At 66.4% G+C, this 17,446-nt stretch carries 8 protein-coding genes; 5 read left to right on the top strand and 3 right to left on the bottom strand.

Annotated elements, in window-relative coordinates:
- Positions 1–36: 36 nt before the first annotated feature.
- The gene (locus A7D17_RS15790; protein WP_064509962.1) at positions 37–789 is read right to left on the bottom strand and encodes a glutamine amidotransferase; all 753 of its coding nucleotides are present in this window, start codon (positions 787–789) and stop codon (positions 37–39) included.
- Positions 790–1,360: 571 nt separating this feature from the next.
- Positions 1,361–3,175 carry a GspE/PulE family protein gene (locus A7D17_RS15785; RefSeq protein ID WP_064509961.1) on the bottom strand — a complete coding sequence of 605 codons (1,815 nt, stop codon included), beginning with the start codon at positions 3,173–3,175 and terminating at the stop codon, positions 1,361–1,363.
- Between the two features lie 91 nt (positions 3,176–3,266).
- On the opposite strand from A7D17_RS15785, the gene glyQ reads away from it, so the two are divergent.
- The 3 genes from glyQ to A7D17_RS15770 all read left to right on the top strand — a co-directional run bounded on the left by glyQ (position 3,267) and on the right by A7D17_RS15770 (position 8,184).
- Positions 3,267–4,175 (top strand): glycine--tRNA ligase subunit alpha, encoded by a 909-nt coding sequence (gene glyQ, locus A7D17_RS15780; RefSeq protein WP_064509960.1) that lies wholly within the window; start codon positions 3,267–3,269, stop codon positions 4,173–4,175.
- Positions 4,176–4,360: 185 nt separating this feature from the next.
- Complete coding sequence (gene glyS, locus A7D17_RS15775; RefSeq protein WP_064509959.1) at positions 4,361–6,592, top strand: glycine--tRNA ligase subunit beta; 2,232 nt, start codon at positions 4,361–4,363, stop codon at positions 6,590–6,592.
- Positions 6,592–8,184, top strand: a complete 1,593-nt coding sequence (locus A7D17_RS15770) for a tetratricopeptide repeat-containing sulfotransferase family protein (RefSeq protein WP_064509958.1) — start codon at positions 6,592–6,594, stop codon at positions 8,182–8,184. The genes glyS and A7D17_RS15770 overlap by 1 nt, the downstream gene beginning before the upstream one ends.
- 448 nt (positions 8,185–8,632) lie before the next feature.
- On the opposite strand, the gene A7D17_RS15765 is transcribed toward A7D17_RS15770, so the two are convergent.
- A complete protein-coding gene (locus A7D17_RS15765) occupies positions 8,633–11,332 on the bottom strand; it encodes a TonB-dependent receptor domain-containing protein (protein ID WP_193395353.1) in 2,700 nt (899 codons plus the stop codon).
- A 238-nt stretch (positions 11,333–11,570) separates the two neighbouring features.
- Here A7D17_RS15765 and A7D17_RS15760 point away from each other — a divergent pair, with 238 nt between their 5' ends.
- Both A7D17_RS15760 and A7D17_RS15755 read left to right on the top strand, forming a co-directional pair.
- The gene (locus tag A7D17_RS15760) at positions 11,571–13,352 is read left to right on the top strand and encodes an autotransporter assembly complex protein TamA (RefSeq protein WP_064509957.1); all 1,782 of its coding nucleotides are present in this window, start codon (positions 11,571–11,573) and stop codon (positions 13,350–13,352) included.
- Positions 13,349–17,203: a translocation/assembly module TamB domain-containing protein gene (locus A7D17_RS15755; protein WP_064509956.1), complete on the top strand. Its 3,855-nt coding sequence runs from the start codon at positions 13,349–13,351 to the stop codon at positions 17,201–17,203. Before A7D17_RS15760 ends, A7D17_RS15755 begins: the two co-directional genes overlap by 4 nt.
- The last annotated feature ends 243 nt before the right edge of the window (positions 17,204–17,446 follow it).

Raw genomic sequence — 17,446 nt, 5'->3', positions numbered from 1 at the left:
GCCGGACCATCCGGCGTGACGCGATTATCGCTGCTTTTACGTGTGCGCGGCGGGACGAGCGTTCACTGTTTGCAGGCCGCGTGCGTGATGCACGAACCGGCGCAGCAGCTTGCGGGCCACCGGCGCGGCGGTGACCTCGCGGGCCACGGTGCGGGCGCAACGGCCATGGCGGGCGATGCACTCGGCGCGCGCCTGCACGTAGCCGCGCATGTGGTGGGTAGCGAACTCCGGGTGGAATTGCATGCCCCAGGTGGCCCGGCCCCAGCGAAAGGCGTGGCACCGGTCCTGGCGCGAATGGGCCAGCACGATGGCACCGTCCGGGGCGCGCACCACCGTCTGCAGATGGGTGGCATGGGCCGGGAACTGCGCCGGAAGCCCGGCGAACAATGGGTCCTGCCCGGCCGGCGGGTGCAGTTCCAGCGCGATGGTGCCCGACTCGCGCCCGGCCGGGTTGTAGTCGACCTCGCCACCCAGCGCGTGGGCCAGCAGCTGATGGCCGTAGCAGATGCCCAGCAACGGCATGCCCTGGTGGGCGGCAGTGCGCAGCCACTCGGCGCTGCGTTCGCTCCAGTCGGCGCGGTCGGTGACGAAGGCGGCCGAGCCGCTGACGATGATGCCGGCAAAGGCCGCCGGGTCGGGCAGCGCATCGCCGTTGGCGACGTCGATGGCCACCGTTTCATGCTCGGCCAGCCCGGCGGCCACGCGGATCCAGTGCGGAAAACGGCCGTAACGCTTCATCTCCGGCACGGGTTGCCCGGTTTCGATGATCAGGAACGGCAAAACGGACATGCGCGAACACCCGGACACGACAGATGCCCCCGATTGTAGGCGGCAGCGGCGCGGTTTTTTCAAGTGGCGTACCGCTGTGGTCGCTGCGGGTCATTGCCGAATGACATGTCCTGATTCCCTCCAAGCGGGGTCGATGCAATGGGCCACGGCGGTGGCATGCCCTGGATATCGGCAGCTGCCTGCCCGACTGGACGGTGGTGCGACGGGTTTTTGCGGCGGGGCGTGCTTTTGTCTGCTTGGACAAAGCAGGGCGCGGTCAATGGCACGGCCCGATGGCCGCGTGGCTGCGGACGTTGCGTTGCGTGTCGGTGTGCTTGGGCGGCTTGAGCGAGTCGGCGATTGCCGTGGCGGGAGTGCCGGCCCAGGCACGGGCAAACCGGCGCCAGCGACTGTGGTGGCTGCGGCACCGCCGAAGGCGGCGGGGCTCACCGACGCCGGGCCTTCCGCCAGCACTCGGGTGGGCCGGTCGCCGGGACCTCATGCGCACCGGCACGCCCAGCGTCACCAAGATGGCCACCCGGCTCGCCTGGAAGGCGTACCAGCTCGCAAGCGGCCCGCCGAGCCGGCCCGGCTATTCCCGCGGCGGCAGCACCGACAGCACTTCTTCGATGGTGGTCAGTCCGGCGGCGACCTTCTCCAGACCAGTGCGGCGCAGCGTGCGCAGGCCTTCGCCACGGGCGGCGTGGCTAAAGCTGGCCAGTTCGGTGTCGGGGCGGATCAGGGTACGCAGCCGCGGGGTGACCGGCAGCAGTTCGTACAGGCCCACCCGGCCCAGATAGCCGGTGCGGCGGCATTCCAGGCAGCCGACCGGGGCGTGTACGTTCAGCACCTCCGGCAGCGCTTCGCCGGGTTCGCGGATCGCCGCCCAGTCGTCGTCGCTGAGCGTGTGCGGGCGCTTGCAGTGCACGCACAGGGTGCGCACCAGCCGCTGCGCCAGCACGCCGTTGAGCGTGGACGCCACCAGGTAATGCGGCACGCCCAGGTCGAGCAGGCGGGTGATCGCCGAAGCGGCGTCGTTGGTGTGCAGCGTCGACAGCACCAGATGTCCGGTGAGCGAGGCCTGTACCGCCATCTGCGCGGTCTCCAGGTCGCGGATTTCGCCGATCATGATGATGTCCGGGTCCTGGCGCAGCAGCGTGCGCACGCCGCTGGCGAAATCCAGGTCGATGTTCTGCTGCACCTGCATCTGGTTGAATTCCGGCGCGATCATCTCGATCGGGTCTTCCACGCTGCACACGTTCACGTCCGGCGTGGCCAAGCGCTTGAGCGTGGAATACAGCGTGGTGGTCTTGCCCGAGCCGGTGGGGCCGGTGACCAGCACGATGCCGTGCGGGCGCTCGACCAGCGCGCTCCAGCCGGTGGCTTCTTCGGGGCTGAAACCGAGTTGTTCGATGCTCTTGAACGCCGAATCCGGGTCGAAGATGCGCATCACGCATTTCTCGCCGAACGCGGTGGGCATGGTGGACAGGCGCATTTCCACCTCGCGCCCACCCGGCGAACGGGTCTTGATGCGGCCATCCTGCGGGCGGCGGCGTTCGGCCAGGTCCATGCGGCCGAGCACCTTGATGCGGCTGACCACCGCGGTCATCACCGACGGCGGTACTTCCAGCACCTTGTGCAGCACCCCGTCGATGCGAAAGCGTATGCGCCCGGCCTCGCGACGCGGCTCCAGATGGATGTCGCTGGCCCGCTGTTCGTAGGCGTACTGCAGCAGCCAGTCGACGATATGCACGATGTGGTGGTCGTCGGCATTGACGTCGCCGGCGCGGCCCAGTTCCACCAGTTGTTCGAAGCTGGGCAGGCCCGAGCTCGACTCGGCGCCGCGCGCATCGCCACGCGCACCGCGCACCGACTGGGTCACGCCGAAGAACTCCATCGTGTAGCGATGCAGGTCCAGCGGGTTGATCAGCGCCAGTTCGATGCGGCGACGGCTCAGGTGCTGCACGTCGGCCAGCCAGTCCAGCGCCAGCGGCTCGCTGGTGGCGATCAGCACGCGCTCGGCATCCAGCGCCAGCGGCAGGATGCGGTGGCGGCGTGCGTAGGCATGCGAGACCACGCCGGTGACCGCGGCCACGTCGATGCGGGTGGGGTCGATGCGCAGATAACGCAGGCCGGTGCGGGTGGCCAGCCATTCGGTGAGCCGTTCCAGGCCCAGCTCGCCGGCCGGCGCCTGCGCGGCATGCAGCTTGAGGTTGGCCAGCAGCACCAGCGGATGCACTTCGCTGGCGTTGCGTACGCCCGCAGCGGAGAACTGCACGCGTTCGTGTTCGTGCGGTACCACCATGCCGTCGGCCAGCAGGGCGGCCGCGACCGGGTCGAACATCAACCGGCCACGCGGCAGGATGGCCGCTGCGCTGTCCGGGTCGGCGTTGCGCCGCTGTTCCATGCTGGTGATTCCCCTGCCGCGATGCACCCGCGGCAAAGCGCCGCGGGTGGGCCGGTATACTAACGCACCCCTTTCGCACGGCCCCTGCTGCATGTCCGATTCCCGCCGCGTTCCAATCACGTTCCAGGGCCTGATCCAGACCCTCAACCAGTACTGGGCCGATCAGGGCTGCGTGCTGATCCAGCCGCTGGACCTGGAAGTGGGTGCGGGCACGTTCCATCCGGCCACCTTCCTGCGCGCGCTGGGCCCGGAGCCGTGGAATGCCGCCTACGTGCAGCCCTCGCGCCGCCCCACCGACGGCCGCTACGGCGAAAACCCCAACCGGCTGCAGCGCTACTACCAGTACCAGGTGGCGATGAAGCCCAACCCGGACAACATCCAGGACCTGTACCTGGGCTCGTTGAAGGCGCTGGGTATCGACCCGCTGGTGCACGACCTGCGCTTTGTCGAAGACAACTGGGAATCGCCCACGCTCGGCGCCTGGGGCCTTGGCTGGGAAGTCTGGCTCAACGGCATGGAGGTGACCCAGTTCACCTACTTCCAGCAGGCTGGCGGACTGGAGTGCAAGCCGGTGCTCGGTGAGATCACCTACGGACTGGAGCGGTTGTGCATGTACCTGCAGAGCTGCGACAACGTCTACGACCTGGTGTGGACCTACGGCCCGGACGGCACCCCGGTGAGCTACGGCGATGTGTATCACCAGAACGAGGTGGAGCAGAGCGCCTACAACTTCGAGCATGCCAATGTGGCCGAGCTGTTCCATCGCTTCGATGCCTGCGAAGCCGAGGCCAAACACCTGGTCGAGGTCGGCCTGCCGCTGCCGGCGTACGAGCAGGTCACCAAGGCCAGCCATGCATTCAACCTGCTGGACGCGCGCCGCGCGATCAGCGTGACCGAGCGCCAGCGCTACATCCTGCGCGTGCGCGCGCTGGCCCAGGGCGTAGCGCAGGCGTATCACGCGCAGCGGGAGAAGCTGGGGTTTCCCGGGGTCAAACGCTGATGCTGTTGCCTTCCCCCGCTGGCGGGGGAAGGTGCCCGCAGGGCGGATGGGGGCAGCACGCCTTCGCCGTCGTCTTACAACCCTCATCCGGCGCATCGCGCCACCTTCTCCCGCACGCGGGAGAAGGACATCATCAAGCCACCTTCGTCCGGTGACGAACGAAGCGAAAACCAAGGTCGGACGCAATGACTCAGATGCACCCCCTGCTGATCGAACTGGGCACCGAAGAGCTGCCGGTCAAGGCGCTGCCGGGCCTGGCGCAGGCCTTCTTCGACGGCGTGTTGAGCGGGCTGGAAAAGCGCGGCATCGCCGTCACCCGTGGCGACGCCAAGCCGCTGTCCACGCCGCGGCGCCTTGCGGTGCTGCTGCCGGGCGTGGCCACCGAGCAGCCGGAGCAGCGCTCCGAAGTGCTGGGGCCGTACCTCAACATCGCCCTCGACACCGAAGGCCAGCCGACCAAGGCGCTGTCCGGTTTTGCGGCCAAGGCCGGTATCGACTGGACCGCGCTGGAGCGCACCAGCGACGCCAAGGGCGAGCGTTTCGTGCATCGCGCAGTGACGCCGGGCGCGCAAACCGCCGCGCTATTGCCGGAGATTCTGCGCGAGGCCATCGCCGCCATGCCGATCCCCAAGCCGATGCGCTGGGGCGCCCACGAATATGCCTTCGCACGGCCGGTGCAATGGCTGGTGCTGCTGTTCGGCAATGAGGTGATTCCGGCCGAATTGCTGGGCGTGCGTGGCGACCGCGTGACGCGCGGGCATCGCTTCATGCATGAGGGTCCGGTGTCGCTGGCGGCGCCCGGCGACTACGTGGATGCGCTGCGTGCTGCGCATGTGCTGGTGGATGCCGATGCGCGCCGTACCCGCATCGTTGAAGAAGTGGAAGCGGCTGCCAAACAGGCTGGCGGCAGCGCGCGCATCAGCGACGACAATCTGGAACAGGTGGTCAACCTGGTCGAATGGCCGTCGGCGGTGCTGTGCAGTTTCGAGCGCGCGTTCCTGGCGGTGCCGCAGGAAGCGTTGATCGAAACCATGGAAATCAACCAGAAATTCTTCCCGGTGCTGGACGACGGCGGCAAGTTGACCGAGCAGTTCATCGGTATCGCCAACATCGTCTCCAAGGACGTGGCCGAAGTGGCCAAGGGCTACGAGCGGGTCATCCGTCCGCGGTTTGCCGATGCCAAGTTCTTCTTCGACGAAGACCTCAAGCAGGGGCTGGAAGCGATGGGTGCGGGCCTTGCCAGCGTGACGTATCAGGCCAAGCTGGGCACGGTGGCCGACAAGGTGGCGCGTGTGGCGGCACTGGCCGAAGTGATTGCGCCGCAAGTCGGCGCCGATCCGGTGCAGGCGCGTCGCGCTGCGCAGCTGGCCAAGAACGACCTGCAGTCGCGCATGGTCAACGAATTCCCGGAACTGCAGGGCATTGCCGGGCGTCATTACGCCAAGGCCGCAGGCGAGCCGAGCGAGATTTCGCTGGCCATCGACGAGGCCTACCAGCCGCGTTTTGCCGGCGACGACATCGCGCTGTCGCCGCTGGGCAAGGTGCTGGCGATTGCCGAGCGTCTGGATACCTTGGCTGGTGGCTTTGCAGCCGGCTTGAAGCCAACCGGCAACAAGGACCCGTTTGCGCTGCGGCGTAATGCGCTGGGCTTGGCGCGGACGGTGATTGAGAGTGGGTTTGATCTGAATATCCGCGCGCTTGTCGAGGAAGCGGTTACCCAGATTGCAATGATGAAAAACTTCTTGAAGTTCGATGCACGTGCACAGGCTTCAGAAAAAGCAAAGAAGGACGGAGTAAAAATATCTGGCATCGAGTTCGACGAGATTGGAGTCCCTAATGGCCTCGCCGACGAACTAGTTGACTTCATCCTCGACCGCTTAAAAGGCTACTACGCAGACAAAGGCGTCCCTGCCACGCACTTCAATGCAGTCGCTGCATTGTTCTCGGTCGCGCCCGAGGGCGCTCCTGCACCGCGTGGCGTAGGAGCGCACCTGGGCGCGACCCACGGCTCCCTCTACGACTTCGACCGCCGCATCGATGCCATCGGCATCTTCGCCACGCTGCCCGAGGCCGAAGCCCTGGCCGCGGCCAACAAGCGCATCCGCAACATCCTGCGCAAGGTCGACGGCGAGATCCCCGGCGACATCGACACCATGCTGTTGCGCGAACCGGCCGAAGAAGCGCTGGCCGAAGCGGTGGAAGCGGCCATCGGCGACACCGGCGATGCGTTGCACCGCCACGACTACGTTGCCGTGCTCGCGCGCCTGGCCCGCCTGCGCCCCCAGGTGGACGCGTTCTTCGATGGCGTGATGGTCAATGCCGAAGACCCGCAGCTGCGTGCCAACCGCCTGGCGCTGCTGAAAAAGCTCGGCGACCGCCTCGGTAGCGTTGCCGCCATCGAGCATCTGTCCAGCTGATGTCCACCGCTGCCGGCGCGACGCAGTGGCAACGTGCCCAGGACGCGCTGGCCCGCCGCGACATGGCCGCAGCGGCGTCGGCGTTGCAGGCGGTGTTGGCGGTGGAGCCGACGCATGTGTCGGCCCGGGTGCTGTTGGCCGGCACCGTGCTGGCGAGCGGCAAAATGCGCGAGGCAGTCACGCAGCTGCGCTTGGCCGCGCGCGATCTGGGCGACGATGTGACGCTGCGTTGCCGTGTGGCGCAAGCGCTGCTGCGCGTTGGCGAACATCGACCGTTGCATGCGCTGCTGCGGCATCCATCGGTGCTGCAGTGTGGCGATGGCGCGACGCTGGCCTTGCTGGCGCATGTGCATCAATCGCTGGGCGAACATCCCGAGGCGTTGGCGATGATGCAGCGCGCGCAGGCGTGCGGATTCGATGGCGCGGATTTCCGCTTTTTCCTTGCCGTGCAATTGCAGTTCAACGGGCAGCTGGATGCGGCAGCGCAGGCGCTGGAACAGACCTTGACGCAGCAGCCTGGCTACGGCCGTGCGGCGCTGACGCGTGCACGCTTGCGCCGCCAGAGCGCGAGCGATAACCATGTCGCTGCACTGCGCCAGCAGTTGCAGCGCGCTGCGCCCGGGAGCGAAGACCGGGCCGGGCTGGCGTTCGCGCTGTACAAGGAGCTGGAAGATCTGGGCGAGACCGATGCCGCCTGGGATGCGTTGCAACAGGGCAATGCGGTCATGCACGCACGCTTGCGCCACGATGCCGAGGCCGAGGCAGCGCTGTACGCGCAATTGGGCGGCTTGGCCGATCAGGGCGTGTTTGCGGCCCAGGCGGCCGATGCTGCACACGGCCCGCAACCCATCTTCGTGCTCGGCCTGCCGCGCTCGGGGACCACGGTGCTGGAGCGCATGCTGGGCAATCATTCGCAGGTTGTCTCTGCGGGCGAGCTGACCGACTTCGGCCATCAATTGCGCTGGGGCGCAGACCAGGCCGGGCGCAGCCTGCTGGATGCAGGCCTGTTGCAGGCGCTGCCCACGCTGGACTACGCACAGATCGGGCAGCGCTATCTGGAGCAGACGCAGTGGCGTGCGGGGTCGGCGCGCTGGTACATCGACAAGTTGCCTGCCAATGCGGTGGCGATCGGGCCGATCGCACGTGCCTTGCCGGGCGCTGTGATCGTGCATCTGGTGCGCGAGCCGATGGCGGTGTGCTTTTCCAACTATCGCGCGCTGTTCGGCGATTCCTATGCCTACAGCTACGACCTGCAGACACTGGCGCGTCATTACCAGGCGTATCACGGCTTGATGGCGCAGTGGCGCGCTGCGCTACCGGGCCGGGTGATCGATGTGGACTATGCGCAGATGGTGCGCGATCCGTCGGCGCTGCTGGAGCAGTTGATGACGCGCTGCGGGTTGGCGATAGAGCCGGGACAGATCGATATCACCCGCAATACGGCCGCGTCGGCCACGCTGAGCAGCGTGCAGGTACGCGAGGGTGTGCATGCACGCAATGTGGAAGCGTGGCGCCGCTACGCAACGCAACTGGAGCCGCTGAAGCAGGCCTTGTTGCAGGCGGGCATGATCGAAACGGGCAATACGCGCTAAGCCCAGCCGACAGAGCGCTTGCGCTCGCGGCCAGGTGGGTGCGGCCTGCTGTTTGATCCTGATCAGCGTACTGCCGGGTTGGCAGGTGCCGATGCCCTCGCTGCTTGCCGGACCCTGTGGCCGGATGGATGCGGCGTGAGAACACGTAGACCGATGCGCGGCGTGTCGTGCAATGCCCAGCCGATGGCGGGTAGTAGCCGTTCTTGCGCAGGCCGGCATCGTTGGCTGGGGTGCACATCGGCTGCGCGTTGCGACAGAGACCGGATCCGGCGCGGTGAACACGTCATTGGTGGGTCTGGCCAATCTGCGCGCCTTGGCCCACCGGCGTGCATTCAAGCGCCGTCGATCGCTGCTCCAAGTCCAATCCAGGCGCATCCGGGTCGGCGTGGGTGCATCAAAAAAGACCGGCAGTCATGATGACTGCCGGTCGTTGGTCACAACCGATGACTCACTGCGCGCCAAAGCGCCAGTTCAATTCCAGCATGTAGGAACGGCCGTAGCCGGTGTAGTTGAAGATGTTGTAGTACGGGTAGTCGGTGTAGGTACGGTCGCGCGGCGGACGCTCATTGGTCAGGTTGTTGACCGTGGCCGTGAGCGAGATGTCGTCGTTGATCGCGTAGTCCAGCGTCGCATTGAAGGTGGTCCAGGCGCCGACCTTGCGCGCCCCTTCCACTGCATAGCCATCGGTGCTCTGGCCCGCGGTGAAGTTGGGCGTGCGGCCGTAACGCTGGCCGAACAAGGTGGTGGTCCACGCATCCTTCTGCCAGGTGATCGAGGCATTGGTGATGCTGCGGAACTCGGAAGAGAAGAACGGCTCGCTCAGCAGGTCGCGCACCGGGTCTTGCGGGAACTGCTGACTTTCGTGCTTGAGCGTAAGGTTGTACTGCGCGTCGAACACAAACAGGCCCCAGGATTCGGTGGCCAGGTTGTAGGTCGCCTTGGTCAGCACGCCGGAGATTTCCTCGTTGGAAATATTGACCGGGTTGATGCGGATGTTGCTCAGGCGATTGGGTACCAGCGCATCGGCGGCGGTGCGATCGATGCGCGACAGCGCGTCGACGCAGGTGGGCGAGTTGATGTCGAGGGCGCCGAGCCGGCAGGCCGATTCGTTCTGCAGCAACGCATCGGTGCTCAGGTCGCTGACCTTGTCATCGATCTTGATGTTGTAGTAATCGGCATTGACGCTGAAGCGTGCGCTTGGCGACCACACCACGCCGGCGCCCCAGGATTTGGCGGTGATCGATTTCAGATCCGCATTGCCGGACCGACGGCCCTGGATGCTGGTGCCGGCATAGGTGCAGTCGGAGATCGGCACGCCGGGTTCCTCGACCGCGCAGCGGTAGTAGTCGTTGACGCCCTGGAAGAAGCCGCTGTCGCCAGCGAAGGAGAACGCCATGTCCGGCGCCTTGAAGGCAGTGGCGTAGTTGCCGCGAAACAGCAGCGAATCGATCGGGCGGAATTCCAGCGCGGCCTTGTAGGTGAACTTGGAGTCGCCACCGCCGCCCTGGTTCTTGTAGTCGTCGTAACGGCCGGACAGGTTGGCGGTCAAGGTGCTCAGGATCGGCACGCGCATTTCGAACGCCGCCGCCCAGTTCTCGCGCTTGCCGCTGCCCTGGGTGCCGGTCAGCTGGTAGAAGTCGCCAGCAATCACGCGCGGGTCGGTCGGGTTGGTCCAGTACTGATTCCCAGCCTGCAACACACCGGCGACACCGACCGCACCGGCCGGCAGGTTGAACAACTCGGTGTTGGTCAGCTGCAGGTTGACGTTCTGGGTCCAGGTCCTGGACTTGGTGCGGATTTCGTCGTTGAAGCTGCGGTACTGCGCCGGCGTCAAGGCGCGGTAGAAGTTGGCGTCGTTGGGCGAATAGATCGGGTAGCCGTAGTACTCGCCTTGCGGCGCACCAAGGAACTGTTCGCGGAAGAAATCTTCGATGCGGTCGGCCAGCGGCCACTGCTGACGACTGTCGATGCGGTATTCCGAGCGTGCGTAGTACGCATCGTAGGTCCAGTTGCTGGCACCCAGGCCGCCTTTCAGACCGAGCGCGATGTTGTAGGAGTCGGCGGTCTGGCGGTTGTTGTTGAAATCGTTGCTGCCGGTTTCTTCCGGTGCAAACACGCGTTGATAGCCTTCGAGCTGCTGGCTGTCGCCGTTGTAGAACAAGCCGCCGGTGTCGACAGAACTCTGCCAGAAGCGGGATCCGCCATTGACCTCGACCTTGGTCCGGTTGAGCAGCAGGGTCGAGTACAGCTCGACGTTATCGTTGAACGCATAGCTCAGGTTGGCATAACCGCTGGCGCTGCGTTCCTTGTTGAGGATGCTGGCATAGCCCGGCTCGGTGCGGCTGCTGCAGAAGTTGCCGCGGTTGGCGCGGTTGTCGTACTGCACAGACCCATTGAACAATGCGCCCAACGCGGCGCAGTTGTCTGCGCCTGGATCGACATAGCTGGCCGGGGGGCCGGGGAGGCTGTGCAGCGCAATGCGTGAACCATAGCGCAGGGTCGGGTCCGGATTGTCGTCGGTGGAATCGAAATCGCGGCGCTGATAGCCGTAGATCGGATCCTGGTTGTTGAGCTGCAGGCCCCAGACGATGTTGGCGCCGCCGATCTCGTTGCCGCCGGTGAGCTGAAAGCGCTGGTTGTTGCCGCCACCGCCGTCATAGGTGCCCATGCGGTAATTCATCTGCACGCCGTCCATGCGCTTTTTCAGGATGATGTTGACCACACCGGCAATGGCGCTGGAGCCGTAGATCGAGGACTGGTTACCGGGCGCCACGTCGATGCGCTCGACCATGCCCACCGGAACGCTGGCCAGATCGACGAAGTTGCTCTGGCCGTTGTAGAGCAACGGGTAGTCGGCCATCGGCCGGCCATCGATCAGGACCAGGGTGAAACCGGGATCCAGGCCGAGCAGGCTCAGCGATTTGGCGCCGGCGGTGAAGCCGCCATTGAACTGGCCGTCCTGGACCGCGCCGGTGGCCATCGGTTGCGAGCGCAGCACGTCGTAGACGTCCTTGAAGCCGCGACGCTGGATGTCCTGGGCGGTGATCGAAAACACCGGGGTTGCGGTTTCTACCTGGGAACGGGGGATCAACGACCCTGTCACCGTCACCTTGTCCAGTTGAGTCACTTCGCCCTGCTGCTGTGCCATCGCAAGCGATGGCATGGTCAGGGCGGAACACACGGCGGTCACCAATAAATGACGCTTCATGAAACGCACCTCTCTCTCCAAAGGTCTGAACGGGCGTGCGGCAATCGGGGGTCCGCACGCAATGGGTGTCAACGAAACGTTAACAACGTGCCGACTGTACGAGTTCCGTCCGGTGCCGTATAGGCGTGTTTCCTCAGATTTTTTGTCCCTTCACGCCCAGGCTGGGTATCCTTTGCCGATGCTTAAAGCCGCGTTTGCTCTCTCCCTGCTGTGCACCCTGTTCGTTCCGTTGCAAGCGGTTGCCCGGGCGACCATCGACAAGATCGAGATCAAGGGGCTGGACGACGGCGATGATGCCGAGATGATCGAGAACATCGAGGTCTCGTTGTCTCTGTATGAGGCCGTCGGCAAGGAGCAGGGCGAGTCGCGACTGGAGTACCTGCTGGCGCAGGCGGAACGGCAGACGCGCGAGGCGCTGGAACCGTTCGGTTACTACTCGCCGACCATCGAACTTGCCGCGCCGCGCAACGGCGACAGGGTGACGGTGGTGATCACCGTGAACCGTGGCGAGCCGGTCCGGGTACGCACCTCGCATATCTCCATCACCGGCTGGGCCGAGCAGGACCGTTATCTGGGGCAGGACCTCAAGCAGTTCGAGCCGCGCGAAGGCCAGGTCTTCAGCCACCCGCAATACGAAGCCAGCAAGGTGCGCATCACACGGCGCCTGGCCGAGCGCGGATACTTCGATGCCGACTTCACCCAGCGCCGGGTGGCGGTGACGCGTGCCGAGCACGCTGCCGACATCGACCTGAACTGGGATAGCGGCCGCCGCTACGACATGGGCAAGGTACGCTTCGACTACGACTACTTTCGCGATGGCCTGTTCGACCCATTGGTGTACTGGGACGAAGGCAGCTACTACCACGAAGGCAAGCTGGATCGGCTACGCGAGTCGCTGACCAAGCTGGATTACTTCAGCACCATCGACATCCAGCCCAAGCCCGAAGAAGCCGATGCCGATGGCCGCGTACCGGTGGACGTCAAGCTCACCCGCGCCAAGCGCACCGTCTATACCTCGGGCCTGAGCTACGGCAGCGAGAGCGGGGCCGGTGTGCGCGGCGGTGTGGAGCGGCGCTATGTGAATTCGCGCGGCCACAAGATGGACACGCAGCTGGACTACGCACAGAACCGCAAGAGCCTGACCACCAGCTACCGGGTGCCGGCGTTCCGCTGGCTCGACGGCTGGTATACCGCCTCGGCGCGGTTGTACGACGAGCAAACCGAGTATATCGACCTGCGCAACGTCAAACTCACCGGCAGCCGCAGCGGCCAGATCAACGAGCGCTGGAGCGCCATCGCCTCGATCAACGCCTTGCGTGAGCGCTGGCGCTTCAGCAGCGGCGACGACTTCGAAGGCGCGGTGTACGAGACCTCCACCCTGGTCTACCCGCAGCTGCAGGCCAACTACGTCAACGTCGACGACCGGCTGTTTCCGCGCAGTGGCGTGTCCGGGCAGGCGTTCATCCGCGGCGGTGCCGAAGGCGCCGGCTCGGATACCAATTTCGGCCAGCTCTATGGCCAGCTGCGCTGGTTCCTGGGCGCCGGCGACAACGGCCGGGTGATCCTGCGCGGCGAAGGCGGCACCACCTGGACCAGCGACCTGGTGGCGATGCCGCCCAGCCTGCGCTTCTTTGCCGGCGGCGCCAACAGCATCCGCGGCTACGCCTTCCGCGAAGTGGGCCCGCGCACGCCCAAGCCGGACGAATTTGCGCTGGGTGCCAAGAACGTGGTCACCGCCAGCGCCGAATACGAGCACTACCTCAAGGGCGGCCCCTGGGGCGGCGCGGTATTCGTCGATGGCGGCAGCGCCTTCGACGACACGCCCGACTGGCATACCGGTATCGGCTTCGGTTTGCGTTGGCGCTCGCCGGTGGGGCCGGTGCGCGTGGACATTGCACACGGCTTGAACGACCCCGACTCGCAGTTCCAGCTCTATATCGATATCGGGGCCAACCTGTGAGCACACCCACGCCACCTGCCGCACCGCGCCGCGCGCGTTTCTATCGCCGGCGCCGGTTCTGGGTGGGCTCGGGGCTGACCGTGCTCGGGCTGGTGTTGCTGGCCTTGATCGCGATCTATTGGTTGCTGCAGACCGTGGCCGGGCGCGACGTGTTGCTGGCGCAGGTGGTGGCGCGCCTGCCGGTGGGTGCCAGTTTCACCTACGGCAGCGTGGAAGGCCCGGTCGCCGGCCCGCTGACCCTGCGCAATGTCGACTTCAAATACCAGGACATCCACTTCACCGCCGAGCGCGTGTATCTGGAGCCGGATCTGCGCCCGCTACTGGGGCGCAAGCTGCAGCTGGACGCGGTGCAGGTCAGCAACGCCACCTTGAACCTGGGCAAGAGCGAGGAGCCATTCAAACTTCCCAGCTGGCCCGAATCGCTGCCGCAGATCGAGGTGCCGCTGGCGATCCAGGCCGACAAGATCGATGTGCAGAACCTGCGCATCACCCAGCTGCAGCAGCCGATGATCGTGCTGCACAAGATGCAGGGCGGGCTGGAAGTGGCGACCGGCGAACTGCGCACGCGCGGCTTGGTGATCGATACCGACATGGGCGATTTCCGCCTGCATGGCGATTACATCCCCAACGACGATTACCACGCCGATCTCACCGCCACCGCGGTGCTGCCGGCCGCGCGTGGTCGCACGCCGGCCAGCCTGGGCCTGGTGGCGCGTGGTGACCTGGACAAGATGGAAGTGGCCATCGCCGGCCGTGCGCCGGCCCCGCTGCAGGCCAGCCTGGTGTTCACCGGCCGCGACGACCCGACCTGGGCGCTCAAGGCCGTCACCGAGGCACTGGATACCTCGCTGCTGATGCCGGCCGCCGATGGTGCGGCCGCCGCACCGGCCACGCCGATCGCCTTGAACCTGACAGCCTCCGGCAAGGGCGGCAATGCCGACCTGCAGGGCAGCGTCAAACAGGGCGAGCTGAGCGCCACCTTGCAGCCGTCGCACATCAGCCTGCAGGAGCAGGTGTTGACGGTCGAACCGTTGGTGATCGACACCTTCGAAGGGCGCACCCAGCTGCGCGGTACCGCCGATTTCCGCGACACGCAGAATCCGAGCTTCCGCTTTGCGGTCAATGCCAAGGGCCTACGCTTCACTCCTGCGGCCGACCCGGCCACCCCCGATGCGCCGGTGGTGCCGGTGGAATTGATCGACGCGCGCCTGGGCGTTGCCGGCACGCTGAAGGCCTGGGCGGCGATCGGCCGCGCCACCGTGGAGCGCGACGGCCAGCAGGCCGCGCTGGTGTTCGACAGCCGTGGCAACGAGCAACGCGCGCAGCTCAAGCAGGTGCAGGCCACCACCCCGGGCGGCTCGCTGGATGTCACCGGCGAAGTGGCCTGGGCGCCGGAGCTGCAATGGGATGTCACTGCGCAATTGGCCAAGTTCGATCCGGGCTATTTCGCGCCGGGCTGGAACGGCAACCTCTCCGGCAAGATCGCCTCCAAGGGCCGGCAGTTGCCGGCGCCGGCGGGTGGCATGTCGCCGGGTTTCGAGGCCACTGCCGACATCCCCGGCCTGAGCGGCCAGCTGCGCCAGCGCGCGCTGTCGGCCAACGGCAAGTTCGCCTTGCGTGGCGAACAGGGCGAGGGCGAGCTGCAACTGGCGCTGGGTAATAGCCGCGTCACCGCCAAGGGCAAGGTCGGCGACCAGCTGGAGATCGCCGCGCAATTGCAGCCGCTGCAACTGGACGACGTGCTGCCCGGCGCCACCGGCGTGGTACGCGGGCAGCTGCAGGTCAGCGGCAAGCGCGATGCACCGGACATCACCGCCGACATCGCCGGCAATGGCCTGCGCTGGAACACCTACAGCGCGCAGAGTCTCAGCCTGCGCGGCCGGCTGCCGTGGCGCGGCAGCGACGGGCAGCTGGCCTTGCAGGGCAGCGCAATCGAGGCCGGCGTGGTGCTGGACAGCGTGCGCGTGCAGGCACGCGGCGCGGTGGAAGCGCTGCGTCTGGATGCCGACATCGCCAACAGCATGGCCAGCGTCGCGCTGCAGGGCGACGTCAAACGCAACGGTGAGCGTTGGCAGGGCCAGGTCGCCACGCTGCGGATCGCACCGGCCAAGGGCGATGCCTGGGCATTGCGTCAGCCGGCGCAGTTCAGCACCGACGGCGCGGCCTTCACACTGTCCGATACCTGCCTGGGTGCGGCCACCGGTGGCGCGCTGTGCGCCAGCGCCAACTGGCCGCGCGAGGGGATGGTGGTGCATGGCGACGCGCTGCCGCTGTCGCTGGTGCAGCCGTGGCTGCCCAAGCAGGAAGGCCGGCAGATCTATCTGCGCGGCGAGCTGTCGCTGGATGGCAGCTTCAAGCCGCGCGGCAATGCCTGGGAAGGCAGCCTGCGCATCGCCTCGCCCGAAGGTGGCATCCGCCTGGGCGAAACCCGCTATGCGGCGGTGGCCGGCAATCCCAATCGCGGCGAACTGCTGCGCTACGACCAGTTCAGCATGCAGGCCGACTTCACCCAGCAGCAGATCCAGGCCAAGCTGGGTATCGGCTTCCAGGGCGCAGGCTTTGTCGATGCCAAGTTCACCACCGGCTGGGACGCGTACGCGCCGCTCAACGGCGAGCTGTATCTCAACATGTCGCGGCTGTACTGGCTGGAGCTGGTGGTGGCCGATGTGGTGCGGCCCAAGGGTCTGGTCGAAGGCCACGTGAGCCTGCGCGGCACCCGCGACAAGCCGCTGCTCGGCGGCGATGCCACGTTGAGCGATTTCACCGCCGAATACCCATCGATGGGCCTGACCCTGAGCGAGGGCAAGGGCCGCTTCGACGCGTTGCCGGATGGCTCGGCCAAGATCACCGCCTCGGCCAAGTCCGGCCCCGGCACGCTCACCATCGACGGCGGGCTGTCGTGGTTCGGCACCAGCACGCCGCTGCTGCTCAATATCCGCGGCGACAACGTGCTGGCCTACAACACCAGCGAGCTGCGCATCATCGCCAACCCGGACATGCAGTTCGGCATCACCGACAACACCATGCAGCTGCGCGGCAAGGTCACCGTGCCCGAAGCCGACATCGATCTGGAACGCCTGGATCGCGGCACCTCGGTGTCCGAAGACGTGGTGGTGCTGGACCCGGTGGACCCGGAAGAAACTCCGGCCTCGCCGCTGGATATGGACCTGGCCATCGTGCTCGGCGACAAGGTCAACATGAGCGGCTTCGGCCTGAAGGGCGGGCTGAGCGGGCAGATGCAGATCCGCGCGCGCCCGGGCCGCGAAATGACTGCCAACGGCGGGCTGGATGTGCGCGGCCGCTACAAGGCCTATGGTCAGGACCTGACCATCAGCCGCGGCCAGCTGACCTGGAACAACAACATCGTCTCCGACCCGCGCGTGAGCCTGCGCGCCGAACGCAAGATCGGCGACGTCACCGCCGGCATCGACGTCAGCGGCCGCGCCGAATCGCCGCGTGCCGATGTGTGGTCGGAACCGGCGATGTCGCAATCCGAAGCGCTGTCCTACCTGGTGCTCGGTCGCGGCCTGTCCACCGCCAGCAGCGACGAAACCCAGCAGGTCAGCGCCGCCTCGGCCGCGCTGTCGGCCGGCAGCAGCCTGATCGCCTCGCAGATCGGCGCCAAGCTCGGCCTGGACGACGCCGGCGTCAGCCAATCCAGCACGCTGGGCTCGGTGGTGGGCTTCGGCAAATACCTCTCGCCCAAACTCTACGTCGGCTACGGCGTCTCGATGATCGGCAGCGGTTCGGTCCTGACGCTGAAATACCTGCTCAGCCGCGGCTTCGACATCGAGGCCGAATCCAGCACGGTGGAGACCAAGGGGTCGGTGAACTGGCGGCGGGAGAAGTAGAACCGCCGGGAGGCGACAGCGGCTTGTCACTTGCGCTCGCCCTGTGCATGCCGCCAGTTCTGGTGGGCGAGTCACGAAGCGAAACGCTCTGGCCTGCATGCACCTGACGGGTCGATCGGCCGCACCAGGCCGCCGATGCGGCAGGCAATCGCATGCCGGGTGGTTGGAACGTGGATGTATCGCCCATCTCGCTGGGGTATTCCACAACCTTGGCCATCGGTCGCACTGCGTTGCAAGGCGGAC

Origin of the sequence: Xanthomonas floridensis (genome assembly GCF_001642575.1) — a bacterium.
Lineage (GTDB): Bacteria > Pseudomonadota > Gammaproteobacteria > Xanthomonadales > Xanthomonadaceae > Xanthomonas > Xanthomonas floridensis.
Note: the sequence above shows the minus strand (reverse complement) of the source record. Positions and strands in the feature narration are given on the sequence as shown.